Source organism: Halolamina rubra (assembly GCF_000739555.1).
Taxonomy (GTDB): domain Archaea; phylum Halobacteriota; class Halobacteria; order Halobacteriales; family Haloferacaceae; genus Halolamina; species Halolamina rubra.
The window spans coordinates 38,692-53,382 of the sequence record NZ_BBJN01000024.1 but is presented as its reverse complement, the minus strand read 5'-3'; the positions used below and the strand labels follow the sequence as shown (position 1 = coordinate 53,382).

Sequence of the window (14,691 nt, the reverse complement as noted above, 5' to 3'; positions counted from 1 at the left end):
GGGGAGATCGCCGGCACGGCCGCGGTGAAAGCGTTCGACCTCGAAGTCGCACGTACCGGGCTGGTCGACGAGGAGGCGGCCCGCGAAGCCGGCTTCGACCCCGTCTCGGTGACGATCACGGCGCCCTCGCGCGCCCACTACTACCCCGGCGGCTCCGAAATCGAGATCACGATACTGGGCGACCACGAGAGCGGCCGCGTCCTCGGCGCGAGCATGGTCGGTCGCGAGGGTGTCGCCAAGCGTATCGACACCGTCGCCGCGGCGCTGCACACCGGGATGACGGCCCAGCAGCTCTCCTACCTCGATCTGGCGTACGCGCCACCGTTCAGTCCGGTGTGGGACCCGGTGCTCACCGCCGCGAAGGTCCTGGACGGAAAGCTCGCGTAAGCGTCGCGTCCTCAGTTTTCGAACACCGGTGGCTGAAGTCGGCCGTATCGGGACCGTCCTCTGGCGTCTCGACTACGACATCGACGCCAAGCCACCCGCATCGAGCGCCGGTGGAGCATTTTCCGCGAGGAACTGGAGCACCGTCCCACTGGCGACCTGGCTGCAACTCGACGCCGACGCCCGTGCGGCCGAACTCTCGACCTCCGAGCAGATCGCCCTCGTGTTGCACGATCACTGGGACGAGATTCCGTGTACGATCGGCGGCGGGTCGAACTACGCCGGGACACATAACGAGCAGCGCGTCGGCGTCGATACGAAGACGGAAGCCAACGCGAAGCACAACCCCTCGCGGCTCAAGCACCGGAACCCTCGTGAACAGCTATGTCGGCCCCGTGGAACTGGCGTAACGTTTTACCACTGTTGGACACTATTAGTGTCCATGGACACCGAGGGTGAACGTGCTGTAGAGTTGCATATCCCCTATCCGTTCGGGGAGGAGCAGGTGTTCCGGTATGCGGCGATGGAGGATATCCTCGAACTCCTGACCCGGAATCCGTTCCGTGAGTTCACCGTGCGCCAACTTCGGGAGATCACAGACAACGGATCGAAGACGACGACACGGGCAGTCGACCTCCTACAGCAGTTGGAACTCATCAGCGTCGACGAGGGCGGCCGCAGTCGGAGCGTACGGCTACACCGCGACCACGTGACGATCCCGGATGAACCGCTGTTCGCAATCCCGCAGGACGAGTTCCGCGAACCAATCCGAGAGTTCACCAACCGAGCTCGCACAGAAGTCCCGTCGTTTTCGGCACTGGCAGTGTTCGGGAGTGTCGCCCGCGGCGAGGCCGACCGACAGTCCGACATCGATATCTGGATACTGATCGACGACGAGGAGAATCTCTTGGCGGCACGGCGCACGGCGGCCGAGCTCACGGTGGACCTCGGTGAGAAACAGTTCGGCGATACTGGGAGCCGATACGCGTTCGAGGTGTTGGTGGAGTCAGTCACATCAGCACTCGATCACGCGAGGGCTGACGACCGGATCGTCGACGTGCTAGCCGAGGGGATCGTGATCGAGGATTCAGATGCCTTAGAGCAGGTGAAGGACGTCGTTCTGAGCGATGTCGACGCCACGTAGGGATTGACGATGAGTAGTGAAGACCCGTGCAGCGACGAGTTGCGTGGTGTCGTTGAAGCATTCAACCGGCGTGGAACAGTCGAGCTGGGGTGGATGTCGATGGCGAGGCGCTCCTGCAACTGCGGAAGGCGTGTCGTATCTTAGACGGCATTCGGTCGTTGCCGGAGATCGGTCGATACCACACATTAGTGGTCGAAGGATCATTTGCGGCGCTCGAGCGGACGGTGCAGTTCTACGTGGTCGACCGGGGACTGGCAGAGTCGAACGATATGCAATCCCACGAGGATGCCTTCGAGTACGCTGCTCGAGCGGGCGTCTTTTCACAGCCGACGAAAGACGAACCCGTCGAATTGTGGCAGAATCACCGTAATGGGACGTACTATCAACAGGATCGAGCGACCGCTGAACAGGCGGCGGCGATACTGGAGTATGCCGAGTGTATGCACGACCACGTGCCGAGACTCGCCGGACGAGCGCACGACTACATCTGCTGACGGCGGGGGCCAGCTTGATCGACGTTCACAAGCGAGTCACCCTGATCGTCGTGCAGCGACAGTGAAGCACAGTAGAGGGCCAGCTCTCGGCTACCCCGCCGGGACTCACGGTGCGATCGAACTCGAGGCGGATCGACGTCGGAGCGACGAGCGTCGACGACGACTTGGCACCGTCGACGAGGATCGAGTTCCCACTCGTCGACAGCCCCCTCACCCCGGAACTGCCAGCCGAAGTCAGGCAGCGACTCCTTGGAGCCGGTCACCGTGTTGTCGGTGACTGTCTCCCCATCGACATCCTCGTAGCCCATGACGTGGCCGCGAGAGTCGAGCGGATTGAGGCGCGACAGCTGGTTGTTCGCGACGGTTACGTCGGGGTCGGCCCTTACCAACACCCCGAGGTCACCCACTCTCTGCCACCTGGTTATCCCGGATCCCTACAACAAACTACCCCGGCAGGTCATCAACGCTGTAGCCCTGTCACTCCCCTCTGGTCATCAGGAAGAGCCCGGCAAGTACCAGTGGGATGCCGATCACCAGCTCCATAGTAGAAAGGTCGGATGAGAGATCCGAAAGAACGGCGGAAGCGCGATCAACCGCTTGCCCTGCGTCGACACCGAGAATCCGAACCGATCTCTCCCCATCGCCCGTACTTCCCGCCGGTGTCGCCTCGGGCGTCGGCGTCGACTCTAGTTCGATAGTCCGCGTCGAAATCGTATAGCTACCGCTCGGATCCGTCACCAACAGCGAAACCTCGATCACCCTGGCTACAACTGGCGCTTCAAGCATCCCGGTTGTAACGGTCAATTCATCAGCTGAATCCGCCGGTGCAAGCACGGTTCCCCCGTCGGGACCATACGGCTGGAAGCGAACATCAACACGGCCATCGTTGTTCCCGTCGGAAACGACGGACTTCACAGTCGTCCCATCAGCGTCGATCGCCAACGTCGCGGACTCGGTGCCTGCGGGTCTTCAGACGGGATGTCGATGCCGAACTCAAACGTCTCACGCGAGTCGCCACTGGTGTTGGTCGTCCCATTGGCGAATGTTGGGGTCGGGCCGAACGCACTGGCGTTTGGCTGGGGTGGGTTCTGCGATGTCAGCACGTACGGATCGAGCCACGAACCGGTCCCCTCACCCCCGAGGTCGACCACGATTCCGCGAAACTCTGTGTAGTTGAGCGCCCTGTATCCGCCTTCCTCATTCACCCGCCGCATCAGATCGTGAATCGTCGCGTCGCCGTCTGTCGCTGCTCGAAGTTTCGCGTCCAAGGCGAACAGCAACCGACTGCCTTTCTGGTAGTCGGTCTTGGAGTCCCAGGTGCTCGGTTCGGCGAGGACGCTATCGTTGTGATGATCCCCTCGAGGCCATTTGGTCTCTGGGTCAGTTCGCTCGAGCAGTTTTGCGGGCTTAAGCCTGAGCTCGCCGTCGACGACGTAGAAATCCGAGCCGTAGTACGTTGCACTGGCTTCGGTAAACCACCCCATCTTCCGATCATAGTACGCAACTTCATCGAGGTGTGCCTGCTCGTGGATGTAGATCTCGAGGTCAGACCCCGCAAAAACCCGGGCAGTCGTAGAGCCTGCGCCGCCAGCTGCGATTTGGCCCTCCTGGACGAATACGTAGGTATCTCGGTGGGGATCCCCCTGGATAGTTCGCTCGGTTGCAACAAGGGCTGTCACCGCGTCTTCAGGTGACACAGCCATATCGACGCCGTCGGGGACGAATAGCGTAATCTCCTGCCCATAGCTCGTCTCGGTGTAAGTCGTATATGACCCGAGAACCACAGTTCCGGCCACGTACCTGCCCTCTCCCGTCACCTCGACGGTCGTATCCAAGTCGAAGTTGACGGGTTCCTTATAAACCATGTCAACGTGGCCCTCCTCTGGGGGGTCACCCCGTTCGATTTGTCCTCCCACGAATGGGGTCCGAACGCGTCGTAAGCCGGCGTTCGAATCGTTGGGAAGCGTATATTCGAGGGTAAGCGAAGGGCTCGCAGTCTTGCCATCCCACGTCAGCTGTTGGCCCTCGGAGAACCCGGTCGTCGCAGTGATCGAATACCCATCGTCCTGAGAGGTACTGAGAATCTCGAACCGAGTGGTGTCGTTCGGTAGGTCGAACGTATACCTAAACTGGACTTTGTCGGTTCCATCGAGACGTTCGACCTCGAGTGTGGTTGGAACCACTCGGGGATTGGCAGCGGAAGCAGATACCCGTGTAGATCGTTGCTCGATCGAGCCTTCGTTATTAGCACCCAAGCCAGTTGGATCGTTCAAACTCGGCGCATCGCTAGACGTTGAGGTGGTTGCTCCAGCTGTACCAGCAACGACAGGGGGTAGCGTCATCGTCGCGATGAGGAGACAGACTCCGATGATGACGAGAGTGGATCGGTGACGCCGACTCATGGGGATCGGCAGTCAATCGTGGAGTGACCCTTGATCGGAATGTGCTCATCGGTGCTCTCTGAGTCCCAGACCACATGCCAGATGAAGGTGCGCGATTCACCGGAGGTACGATATGACTCGTGGCTGAAGATATCTGTAAGCATCAGAATGAGGAGAATCGAAGTTCGATGTTGTCGGTCAAGTTAAACCACCGTTGGGAACGGCTCTGAGGCACTCGATCATAAATTGTTGGGTCTATATCATACCAAAGCTGTGTTGGCAAGTTATCGGTCTCCCTACCCACTCAGATCGGGAAGGATTATGACGCAATCCTCCATCGAAGGAGGGGTTCTCTACCGTTACGTCGGAGAGCAAACGGTCGATTTACTATAGGCATCAATCGCTCCCAGATCTAGAACAAGATTAGGCCCGCCGACACTACCGATCCTCCCAGTCGTCGACCGCCGTGGGGAGTTCGATGACGATCTCGTTCCCGTTCGTACTCCCTTCTCGTATGGTGAAGGTCCCACGTGAGTACGTAACGGCGAGGTTCGCCGCCCACAGCCCGAGTCCCGACGGATGCGACGTCGAATCGAGGCTTGCAGGGTCCTCGATAAACGCGTATTCGGCCTGGGCAATTGGTGGCCCGCTATCGCGCAGGATCACCTCGATCGGTGCCGAGTCCGCCTCGACGACCACGTGGACTTCGGGGGTCGCTGAATTGTTGTGCTTGACTGCGTTCCAGACGAGTTCGCGCAGCGATTGCTCAATGTATGACGAGGCGAACACCGGTGCAGTATCGGGACTGGTCAGCCGAAACTCAGCCTGGGGGTAGTCGTCTCGGAACTCCCCCAAGAGGTCACGTAGAACAGCGACGATGTCGATTTGCTCTCTGCCGCTCTCGACGAGTACCTGCGAGACGATTTCCTGGTGCCGGTCGAACAAGGACAACAGCTTCTCTGCAGATCTGTGGATTGCCGAGAGGTGTTGTGACTCGGTTTCATCGTCTTCGGTGGCCAGCAAATCGGCATTGCCACGGATTACGTTCAACTGATTTCGAAGGTGGTGTTGGAGAAGGTGATCGACGGCCTTGAGGTGTTGTTCTCGTGACCGCTGTTGAGTGATATCCCGCCCAATTCCAACGACCCCGACGACCGATTCGCCCATCGTCAGGCGCTTTTTGCGGAACTCGTAGGGGATGTGCTCCCCCGACTTCGTTTCGACGACAGCCTCGAGCGTGTCGTTCCCGTTAACGAACGCCCGTGAAATCGAGTCAGAGACATTGCTCGCGTCACTCTCGACAAAGAAATCCTCGACATTCTTTGTCAGAACCTCTTCCTCGGAGAACCCAGTGACATCCAGTAACGCGTTGTTCCACCGCTCGAGATGCCCACCGGAATCGATCACGTAAAACACGTCATCGATCGTGTCGAGCGCTTTTTCGACAAACTCTCGCTCCTCTCGGAGTTCGTTCTCGACTCGATCGAGACGCGTGACATCGATAACGACAGCCTGGCCGATGTCTTCGCCCTTGTACTTCCCCGGCGCCGTTGCAACTCTGATCGTTCGTTCTTCTCCCGAATCAGTACAGAGTTGCATTCGGGTTGGGCCGGTGGATTCTTTCTCGGTTACCACTTCCGCCAGTTCAGATTCCGCGGTAAATCGATCCTCTGGCTGAATGAACTCGAAGATAGAGCGGCCGATCAAGTCCTCACGGGAGTCGAGACAGAGGAGGTCCAGCACGGCATCGTTCCCCCAGACGATCTCGCCCGACGCGTCGAAGAGATTGATGGGAGCGGGCGACGTTTGAATCAACTCTTGATACCGTCGCTCGCTCTCATCCATGAGTTAAACGAGTATTGTCACGGGTTGCATATATACGGTTACCCTATAGTTTTGGTCTACTGTGGGGCCGTTGATTAGACACAAACCACGGTGAAACAGGCGGTATGTGGGGTTGCAGTACTTAGCGAAAGTGGCGAATGTTCCTTCCTCTCGTCAATTCACGGCCTCGACGTTGGTAAACTCGAACCGTGCCCCACCTCCATCGGCGTCCACGACTCGAACGTCCCACTCGTGTGCGTCGGAAATTTCGGCGACGATATTCAGCCCGAACCCGGTTCCGACCTCGGTTGTCGAGTACCCAGGTTCAAACACGTCTTCACGCTCAGTCTCGGGGATTCCCGGCCCATCGTCGGCGACGTAGAACCCGTCTTCCAGATCGCCGATCGTCACGGTGACACTGCTCTCACTGTGTTCGACGGCGTTTCGCATCAAGTTCTCCAACAACTGCTTCAACCGATTTGGGTCGGCCCGAACCGTTCGGTCGATTTCCACGACGAGCTCGCCATCCTCTGTGTCGACGTTCTTCCAACAGCCTCTCGCGATCCGTGCGAGGTCAACAGACTCGAGCGTATCGATCGATTTTCCTTCACGAGCTAACGTCAACATATCTTCGACCAACGACAGACTTCGGTCGACCGCCCTGCCAGCCGCCGCCAGGTGTTCACTATCTGTCTCTTCTCGGGCGAGTTCAATTCGCCCCTGGGCTACGTTCAGCGGGTTCCGAAGGTCGTGTGAGGCGACTTCGGCGAACTTCTCCAGCTGTTCAGTTTGTCGTTCCAGCTGTGTTTCCCGTGACAGCCGCTCGATCGCGTTTTCAGTGTGGGTGATCAACAGCTCAGCTAACTGTCGATCTGACTCGTCGAACGCACCGGTGACTCCGGAAACGGCCTGAAAGTTCCCGTAGTCCCCGATCGGGACACTAAGCAGGGATCCGTACGGCCCTTGGGGCTTGGCATCGGGATGACCTTCGAGATCGTTTATTACGAACGTCTGCCCCGTTCGGTAGGTCTTCCCGCCGATCCCCTCGTCGACAGGCATCTCGATAACCCCTTCAGGTGTGATCCCGGACGAGGTTGCGACTGGGTGGAGTACCCTGTCGTCCTCGATACTGATGATGCTCAAGTCGAATTCGAGGATCTCCTCGCTCGCTTTGATCGTCCGTCGATACACTTCATCGACCGAGTCGACCGTCGTGAGTTCGTCCACAAATTCGTGGAGAGCAGTGAGTTGGTGCTCGTACGCTTTCCGGCTGGAGATGTCCCTGCCGATTCCGGCAATACCGATCACTCTCCCGTTCTCGTCAGTTATTCGGGCGCCGGTGAACTCGTATGGGATCCGTTCCCCATCAGCAGTGAGTAGGTCCGACTCGACGACTTCCTTACCGGTCCGCATCGCCTCATCCATCGCTTTGCGAGCGCGATCGTCGTCGGGCAGAAAATCGACAGCATTCATCCCGTCGAGATCGTCCGCGGAATACCCCGTGACCTCGAGTAATCGGTCGTTCCAGTGGCGGAGTTCACCGTCCGGTCCGAGAACGTAGAAGACGTCGTCCAGCACATCGAGGGCGTCCTCGAGGAACGCCTGTTCCTCGTATAGCGCTCGAGTTCCCTCGGTAGGGTTGTCAGCATCTGTCACACGTATCCACTATATATCACTTATTCTATGGATATTTAATATCGTCGGTGAAAACGTCAGGCCTCGATGGCCTCCGTCGCATCGTCACATGGAACTCGTGGAGGCCACCGTCAAAAGAACACGATAGTAGATCGGCTGTACTTTCTGGCGCGACTCACCACACCGAGCGCGTTCTCTCTACCCGATTCGGAGTGGCCGGTAACTGCCACAGCGGAACAGCTGTGGCCTCTCAGAATACCTACAGTCAGAGCCACCGTAGACACCACCGTTTCCGCTGTTCGGGCGGCTGTAGGTGTGTCAAGTGTAAACGGTTACTCGCATCCGTCCGCATCAGTACGCTTCCTCGTACCAAGATTCGTGCCCCTCCGGCTTCTAATCCTTCTCGGCGGGTCAAGCTCTGTTGAGAACCTCACTCCGGTTCGTACGGGTCCGTCGCCGTATCGAGCCGATATACGTCCTCGATCGCGTCGAAGTCGTCGTCAAACGCGTACAGATACCCTAGGCCCTCCCGCTGCATGTAGGCGACGAGACAGGCGTCGACAAAGGAGAGCGACGGATGCTGCCTGAACAGCGCCTTTCCGGTGACCATCGCATCCGACCGGAGGGAGTCGATGTGGAACCGAGCATTCTCCTCGATCCTGTCGAGGAGATCGACGGCTGCATCGTGACCTGCATGCGTCGTCAGCCCGTTCAGCGTCTCCGCAAGCACGTAATCCAACACGACGGCCTCCGGAAGCGACCCGTCGTCGACGCCCCGCAGAATCGGCATCGCGTCCGAGTGAGCGCTATCACGCTGATACGCCGCTGCGAACAGCACACTCGTGTCGAGAAGCGCTCGGGGCATCTACTCGGCGTCGACGTCACCAGAACGCTCCGCGTTCTGGTTGGCAGACGAGAGCCGTCGGCTCTCGTCGACGCCCCAGTCGTCGTGATCCGTCGTTACGTCGGTCTCTTCGTCTCCACCATAGCCGTCGAACTCCGCGAACGTCCCAGTCTCCTGTTGGACGACCTCGACCCGGACTGTCCCGTTCTCCAGGTGCCACCGTAAGTGATCGCCGTCGTCGATATCGAGTTCGCGCCGTATCTGCGCCGGGATGTTCGCCTGATTGCCCGATACCTTGCTTTCGGCGTCGATACGCTTACTGCTCATACCCGAACCTGGGGCTCCCGCCTCAAAAGTCTAGTGTGCCAGCACACTATCCAAAAGAGATCTCCTCCCCCATCGATGGGCGCACCGCCAACGGTCAACTTACCCTGAAATCTGGAACGGTGGCGCTGAATGGCGGTGGACGTTCTGTTTAAATCACATTAGCCATTTACGACTATGGTAAATTAGCCGGTAAGTGAAATTACTTCCACACTATACTATTGTGTGTTTTCTCCGAATATGTGAGATCCGATATGTTAAACTCCCATAATGTTAAGTAAGCGGTTGATATTAGCATAGATTGTCATATCACCTCAGTCACGGAATGCAAACTGATGCAGGACTTTGATACTACACTGACGCTCAGAGAACTGCTGCTCACAGTCGCAATACTTTCTGGGACTGTTTTTGCACTAGTGTATCTCCTGCCGATGATTATCGTAATGCTTGGGATAGCCATTGTATCCCTCGCTACTGGGATCTACACTTTCGCGTTTCTAATAACGAGATATCGTGAATACATTCCGGCGTGGCTGCAGCGTACCCCCATCTGGTTGATGCTACTCGTTCCAATTGGAGTCGCACTGCTCATTATTCAACACTACAATATCGTCTTCACACTCGCCAACGCTATCATTTTCGGGTCTCTCATGCTCCTAATTTGTGTCTACTGGATGGTGATCCCCACGGCACTATTTCAGGACCTCAAACGAAGAAGTGAGGATGTCACGGTTAGCGAATGGCCATCGGTCACCGTTTTGATCCCGGCGTATAACGAGGCCGGCTACATTGGCCCCTGTATCGATTCGGTACTCGCTTCTGATTATCCCGATGGGAAACTACAGGTTGTCGCCATTGATGATGGGAGTTCTGATGACACATTTATTGAAGCCATGGAACGCGCCGGCGAACAGGTGACCGTTCTGCAAAAATCGAACGGTGGAAAGCATTCTGCCTTGAACTACGGGTTGCGCCATACCGATAGTGCCCTTGTTATGGGAATCGATGGGGACTCGTTAGTTGCACCGAACGCAGTCAAAAAACTAATCGAAACGTACGAATCCAGACCAGACGCCTGTGCAGTTGCTGGCAACATCAGGGTTCAAAATAGGGAACACGTCGTCACGCGGATTCAAGCGTTGGAGTACATCGTGTCGATCAATATGTTTCGTCGAGCATTGGACAATGTCGGGCTCGTGAAGGTGGTGCCTGGCTGCCTCGGGTTGTTTGAGCGGCCGATGATCGAAAAAATGGGCGGGTTTTCCGGAGACACGGTGACCGAGGACTTCGATATGACGATGGAACTGCTCAAAAGCGGTCGCGGAGTCCACTACAGTAGCGAGGCCGTCTCATATACTGAAGCACCATCCACGTGGCGTGATTTATACAACCAACGGCTCCGGTGGTTCCGTGGGACCATTCAGACGCTCTCTAAACATCGAGAGATCTTCTTAGATACCCGATATGATCTGCTACATCGGATCCTCGTTCCGTACCTCCTCATCTCGGCGGTGGGTGTTCCAGTGCTCAGCCTCGCCGTCCTAAGCAGTATCATTTGGGCGGCACTCTTTGGGTCTATAATCACACTCCTAGGTGTGTTCGTACTGTTCACGCTCTTAGAAATGCTGTTTGCGATGCTTGCAGTGATTCTGGAGGCCGACGCGACTCGGGAGGACTTCTTCCTGTTGAGGTACGCCCCGCTCACGGTCCTCGGATACAAACAATTCAACGACGCGGTTATGCTGAAAAGTGTCGCCGATGTGTTCTTGAACTCAGACTTTAGCTGGACTCACGTTCGTCGCGCCCGTCATGAAAATGAGGATCGTGCCGACTGATCAGATAATTAATACGCTTGTCATATAGATTTGGCTCTGTTCGGCCCCTTATCGACCAGACCCTCGTCAGGATGGAGTCTCCGATTTGTGGCGTTCCCCTCTTGGCAGTTGTTCAGTGATCTATTCAGGCGGGAATAACCGAATCCACACGGTGAATCCGCCTGAAACCGTCACCCTGTCCTCTGCTAACTCGCTGTGGTCGTGGCGGCCCGGTGGTCCGGTGAATGGAGACAGCCCCAAGCGAGGCTTCGCCGTCGACTGGGGCGCACGTCAGTAACGCCCTCCTCGGCCTCCTTCGGCAGGCAGACCAACGGGACGTTGTCGAGTGCCAGACCGATAGCCACGCCGGTGAGTCAAGGAACCGACACTCCGCTCAGTCGGGACTTAATCCAGCAGTGTCGGCACGCTTTACCGACGCCATCCACAAGCCGAAGTGATGAGCAAAATCCGTCCGGACGACCTGGACACCCGGCCCGAGGGCGAGCAGCCATTCGTCCTCGATATTCGCCCCCGCGAAGAGTACCGGGCCCAGCACATCGACGGAAGTCACAACCTTCCGGTGTACGACGACCTGCGCTCCGGCGACGAGGACGCGCTCCGACAGCGTCTCGACGAGGTGCCAGGCGATCGGGAGATCGTGACCGTCTGCAAGATGGGCGTCGTCGCGAAACGGGCGACCAGCGTTCTCGTCGACGAGGGGTACGAGGCGACCACCCTCGCCGGTGGCATGAGCGGCTGGCGGGGCTACCAGCGTGGGACGCTGGGGTACAAGGTTCGATCGCTGCTCTGGCGACTGTTTTGAACCGCCTCCGCGGGTTCACCCGCTAGGACTCTCACTCGTGCAGGAATCGGCGTCTCGCAGTTCGTCCAGTCCCGTGCCGCGAACGTGGCGTCGACGACGGTCGCTATCGAGGGGCTCGGTCCCCTGCCCGTCGAGACACGCATCTCCAACCGGAAACGAGTGCGGCAAGTGAGCCCCGAAATCGACGGGGTGGGTCCGATCGACGACGTGACGAGCAGTGTATCGGGATACGGGGTGATTGTCGCCCAAAGAACGTCTGCTACAGCTCGAGGACGGCGGTTACTCACCGCGGAGCCGGTCCGCGACCCGTGCAGCGGCTGCGACGTGTTCGTTTGCCGTTGAGTCGCCGGTGTCATCGACTTCGTCGAGGAGCGCTGCGATCTGGGTAGCACGCTTGCGAACGAGCTCCGGATCGTTCGGAGCCTCGAGGAGGTCAGCTGCGACCGCTTCAGCTTCACCGATCCAACGATTCGCGGCACGTTCGATGGGCAACTCCGCCGTCGCCGCCAAGTGGTCGTGTAATTCTTCGACAGCGGCTCGTCGTTCGTCGTCGTCTTCGATCGGCGAAGCTCCCATCACCGGCAGTAGGACGCCGCCGCACAAAAATTGGCGCGTACGGTACTGTTGCACGCGATACACTGGCTGGCAGATATGTAGGTGAAATATACTTATTCGTTCGATCGACGTAGGTTGGGTGTGATGTCAACATTACTCGAAGATGACGTGGCAGTTGTCACCGGTGGTTCCAGCGGGAACGGACGCGCGATCGCTCGGCGGTTCGCCGCCGAGGGCGCCGACGTCGTTGTCGCGGACATTCAGGAGTCTCCTCGCGAGGGGGGAGACCCGACGCACGAACTGATCGAGGCCGAAACGGAGGCGAGGGCAACGTTCGTCGAGTGTGACGTCACGAACGTCGACGACATCGAGGCGGCAGTCGAGGCCGCCGAGGAGTTCGGCGGCGTCTCCGTGATGGTGAACAACGCGGGGATCTTCCACGGCGAGGAGTTCCTGGAAGTCGACGAAGACGCGTTCGATCGGATGATGGACATCAACGTCAAAGGTGTCTACTTCGGCGCGCAAGCGGCGGCACGGCGGATGGTCGAAGCCGGTGGCGGGCGGATCATCAACCTCTCGTCGGTCGCGGGTCTCGAGGGCTCGGGCGAGTTCGTCACGTACTGTGGGACGAAAGGTGCCGTGCGACTACTCACGTACGCGATGGCGGGGAAACTGGGGCCCTATGGCGTTCGGGTGAACGCGATCCACCCGGGGCTGATCGAGACGGCGATGACGACCGACGATTACCCGATTATGGGGACGGACGCCGAGGAGGAGTTCCTCCAGGCGATCCCGTCGCGGCGGGCGGGCCAGCCTGAAGACGTCGCGGATGCGGCGGTGTATCTCGCGAGCGATCTCTCGGACTACGTGAACGGTGAATCACTCGTCGTGGACGGCGGGATGACGAACACACAGTAGCGACCCGCCGTCACAACGGGGGCTGACCGCCGGAATCTCTCTGCTGGCCGTCATCGGGTACTGTCGGGCGCTTCGACGTCGGCGCCGTCGACGGTCAACTCCTCGTGAACCCGTTCGGGGGGACGAAGCTGCCGAGGTGTCGGCGATCGAACCGCCGGATAGCTCGGTAACGGCTGCCCATTCTCGACGACCGGCCGAGTCGGCTGGGTTCCCGAACCGCGCTGCCGGACTGGTTGGAAACTATTTTCACCCACACACTGTCTTTATCAATCCGATGCCACACGGAACACCGGGGTTGACGCCGCGCCAGCGACTCGTCGCAAGGGGGTGGCACTATCTCGTGTACAGCGTCCTGTTCCTGGTGCTGTACGGCGGGATCCGACTCGTGACCGGGGGGTTCCCGGAGTGGTTGCTATTCGCCGTGCTGGTAGGCTCCGTCCTCAAGGACCTGTACGACGAACTCCGGCTCCAGCGGGGCGGCCAGCCGCTCGGCTACGCCGGTATCGAACACTCGCCGTCCAACGCGGTCCTCATCGTGTTCCTCCTGTCGGGGTTCGTCGACCCGGCCGGCAGCGTACTGGGGGTTCCCGCTCGCGACGTGGCACTGGTGATCGCCGTCGGCGACCTGCTGTTCGACCTCTCCCAGGACATGCGGGCCTGACTCCCCCCGACGAGCAGCCGGGCGGAGTGACGTTCTCGTCGCCCTCGATGGGGTACCGACGCGACGGCGTTCGACGTTTACGTCCCGAGGGGCGTCGATGCACGCCTCAGGTCAGCCGTCGCGGTCGACGAAGGACTTCGCGAGTTCGGCAGTCGCACGGCGAAGTCGGTACGAGACCGTCGAGCGTGGGAGATCGAGCTCGGTCGCGAGCTCGTCGAGCGTCACTTCGCGCGGGGTCTCGAAGTAGCCGCGGTTCACTGCGGCAGTGAGAACCTCCTGCTGTTCCGGACGGATCTCGTTCCGGTGGAGGAGCCGGCTATCCCACTGATCAACTTCCCGCAAGTGGTTGAACGAGAACGTCGCACAGTCCGCGAGCTGGCCGCCGACCGCATCGTACAGGAGACCGACGTTCTCGTCGTCCTGAACGAGGACGTCCCACGTCACACTCCGCCCGCTCTGGGTCTGCCTGAACAGCGCACCCGACGAGAAGAACGTCGCCGCGATGAGCGGAACGGCGTCGCAGCGTGTCACGCCGGCGAGGTGGGTGAACGTCATTCGCTGCTGTCGTTTCTCTCCCAACAGGCTCGTCTCCCAGTCCCCGTCGCAACGCCGATCCGTGATCCAGTACCGCCGGATCGAGTCGTCGAGCAGCCGATCGTCGACGGCGGCCAGTTCCTGCGGGTCTCCAGTCAGTAGCTCCAGCGCCCACATCTCGGATGGGTCGAAACACGCGTAGAGCGTTTCTGCCCGAAGCGATCCGTGTTCGATGAACAGATCCGAGTACTCGCGGCAGCCGGGCTCGAACGTGAGCGTGAAACTGAACTCGTACATGTCGTCAGCGACGGGGCGATGTCGGCGTCGGGTCGATAGCCCGACCGCAGTCGACTGAC

The 14,691-nt window shown here is 59.1% G+C and carries 14 protein-coding genes and 2 pseudogenes; 7 read left to right on the top strand and 9 right to left on the bottom strand.

Annotation, left to right across the window (positions count from 1 at the left end; genetic code table 11):
• The 3 genes and pseudogenes from ACP95_RS07225 to ACP95_RS07215 form a co-directional block, all read left to right on the top strand.
• Positions 1-387 (top strand): annotated as a pseudogene (locus ACP95_RS07225) (FAD-dependent oxidoreductase); the annotation flags it as partial.
• A 28-nt stretch (positions 388-415) separates the two neighbouring features.
• A complete protein-coding gene (locus ACP95_RS15695) occupies positions 416-1,528 on the top strand; it encodes a nucleotidyltransferase domain-containing protein (protein WP_154018488.1) in 1,113 nt (370 codons plus the stop codon).
• A gap of 89 nt (positions 1,529-1,617) precedes the next feature.
• Positions 1,618-2,022 (top strand): hypothetical protein, encoded by a 405-nt coding sequence (locus ACP95_RS07215; RefSeq protein ID WP_049980555.1) that lies wholly within the window; start codon positions 1,618-1,620, stop codon positions 2,020-2,022.
• Here the strand turns inward: ACP95_RS07215 and ACP95_RS07210 are convergent.
• From ACP95_RS07210 to ACP95_RS07180, 7 genes and pseudogenes are all read right to left on the bottom strand, one after another.
• Positions 2,010-2,429, bottom strand: a complete 420-nt coding sequence (locus ACP95_RS07210) for a hypothetical protein (RefSeq protein ID WP_049980554.1) — start codon at positions 2,427-2,429, stop codon at positions 2,010-2,012. The genes ACP95_RS07215 and ACP95_RS07210 overlap by 13 nt on opposite strands.
• A 70-nt stretch (positions 2,430-2,499) precedes the next feature.
• A complete protein-coding gene (locus ACP95_RS07205; protein ID WP_154018487.1) occupies positions 2,500-2,937 on the bottom strand; it encodes a hypothetical protein in 438 nt (145 codons plus the stop codon).
• Positions 2,934-4,205, bottom strand: a complete 1,272-nt coding sequence (locus tag ACP95_RS07200; protein WP_049980552.1) for a hypothetical protein — start codon at positions 4,203-4,205, stop codon at positions 2,934-2,936. The genes ACP95_RS07205 and ACP95_RS07200 overlap by 4 nt, the downstream gene beginning before the upstream one ends.
• 636 nt (positions 4,206-4,841) lie before the next feature.
• Positions 4,842-6,248: a PAS domain-containing sensor histidine kinase gene (locus ACP95_RS07195; RefSeq protein WP_049980551.1), complete on the bottom strand. Its 1,407-nt coding sequence runs from the start codon at positions 6,246-6,248 to the stop codon at positions 4,842-4,844.
• Positions 6,249-6,401: 153 nt separating this feature from the next.
• Positions 6,402-7,883: a sensor histidine kinase gene (locus ACP95_RS07190; RefSeq protein WP_049980550.1), complete on the bottom strand. Its 1,482-nt coding sequence runs from the start codon at positions 7,881-7,883 to the stop codon at positions 6,402-6,404.
• Positions 7,884-8,292: 409 nt separating this feature from the next.
• Positions 8,293-8,727 (bottom strand): PIN domain-containing protein, encoded by a 435-nt coding sequence (locus ACP95_RS07185; protein WP_049980549.1) that lies wholly within the window; start codon positions 8,725-8,727, stop codon positions 8,293-8,295.
• Between the two features lie 66 nt (positions 8,728-8,793).
• Positions 8,794-9,033, bottom strand: a pseudogene (locus ACP95_RS07180) (AbrB/MazE/SpoVT family DNA-binding domain-containing protein); the annotation flags it as partial.
• A gap of 332 nt (positions 9,034-9,365) precedes the next feature.
• Here ACP95_RS07180 and ACP95_RS07175 point away from each other — a divergent pair.
• Together ACP95_RS07175 and ACP95_RS07170 are read left to right on the top strand one after the other, a co-directional pair.
• Positions 9,366-10,865 (top strand): glycosyltransferase, encoded by a 1,500-nt coding sequence (locus ACP95_RS07175; RefSeq protein ID WP_082224612.1) that lies wholly within the window; start codon positions 9,366-9,368, stop codon positions 10,863-10,865.
• Positions 10,866-11,301: 436 nt separating this feature from the next.
• Positions 11,302-11,667 carry a rhodanese-like domain-containing protein gene (locus ACP95_RS07170; protein WP_049980547.1) on the top strand — a complete coding sequence of 122 codons (366 nt, stop codon included), beginning with the start codon at positions 11,302-11,304 and terminating at the stop codon, positions 11,665-11,667.
• Between the two features lie 279 nt (positions 11,668-11,946).
• Here ACP95_RS07170 and ACP95_RS07165 read toward each other — a convergent pair whose 3' ends face one another.
• Complete coding sequence (locus tag ACP95_RS07165) at positions 11,947-12,243, bottom strand: hypothetical protein (RefSeq protein ID WP_049980546.1); 297 nt, start codon at positions 12,241-12,243, stop codon at positions 11,947-11,949.
• 123 nt (positions 12,244-12,366) lie between these two features.
• Here ACP95_RS07165 and ACP95_RS07160 point away from each other — a divergent pair, with 123 nt between their 5' ends.
• Together ACP95_RS07160 and ACP95_RS07155 are read left to right on the top strand one after the other, a co-directional pair.
• Positions 12,367-13,140, top strand: coding sequence for an SDR family oxidoreductase (locus ACP95_RS07160; protein WP_049980545.1), 774 nt, complete (start codon positions 12,367-12,369; stop codon positions 13,138-13,140).
• A gap of 274 nt (positions 13,141-13,414) precedes the next feature.
• Positions 13,415-13,801 (top strand): hypothetical protein, encoded by a 387-nt coding sequence (locus ACP95_RS07155; protein ID WP_154018486.1) that lies wholly within the window; start codon positions 13,415-13,417, stop codon positions 13,799-13,801.
• Positions 13,802-13,912: 111 nt separating this feature from the next.
• Here the strand turns inward: ACP95_RS07155 and ACP95_RS07150 are convergent, their stop codons facing one another.
• On the bottom strand, positions 13,913-14,632 hold the full coding sequence (locus ACP95_RS07150; protein WP_049980543.1) for a helix-turn-helix domain-containing protein: 720 nt from the start codon (positions 14,630-14,632) through the stop codon (positions 13,913-13,915).
• Positions 14,633-14,691: the final 59 nt, after the last annotated feature.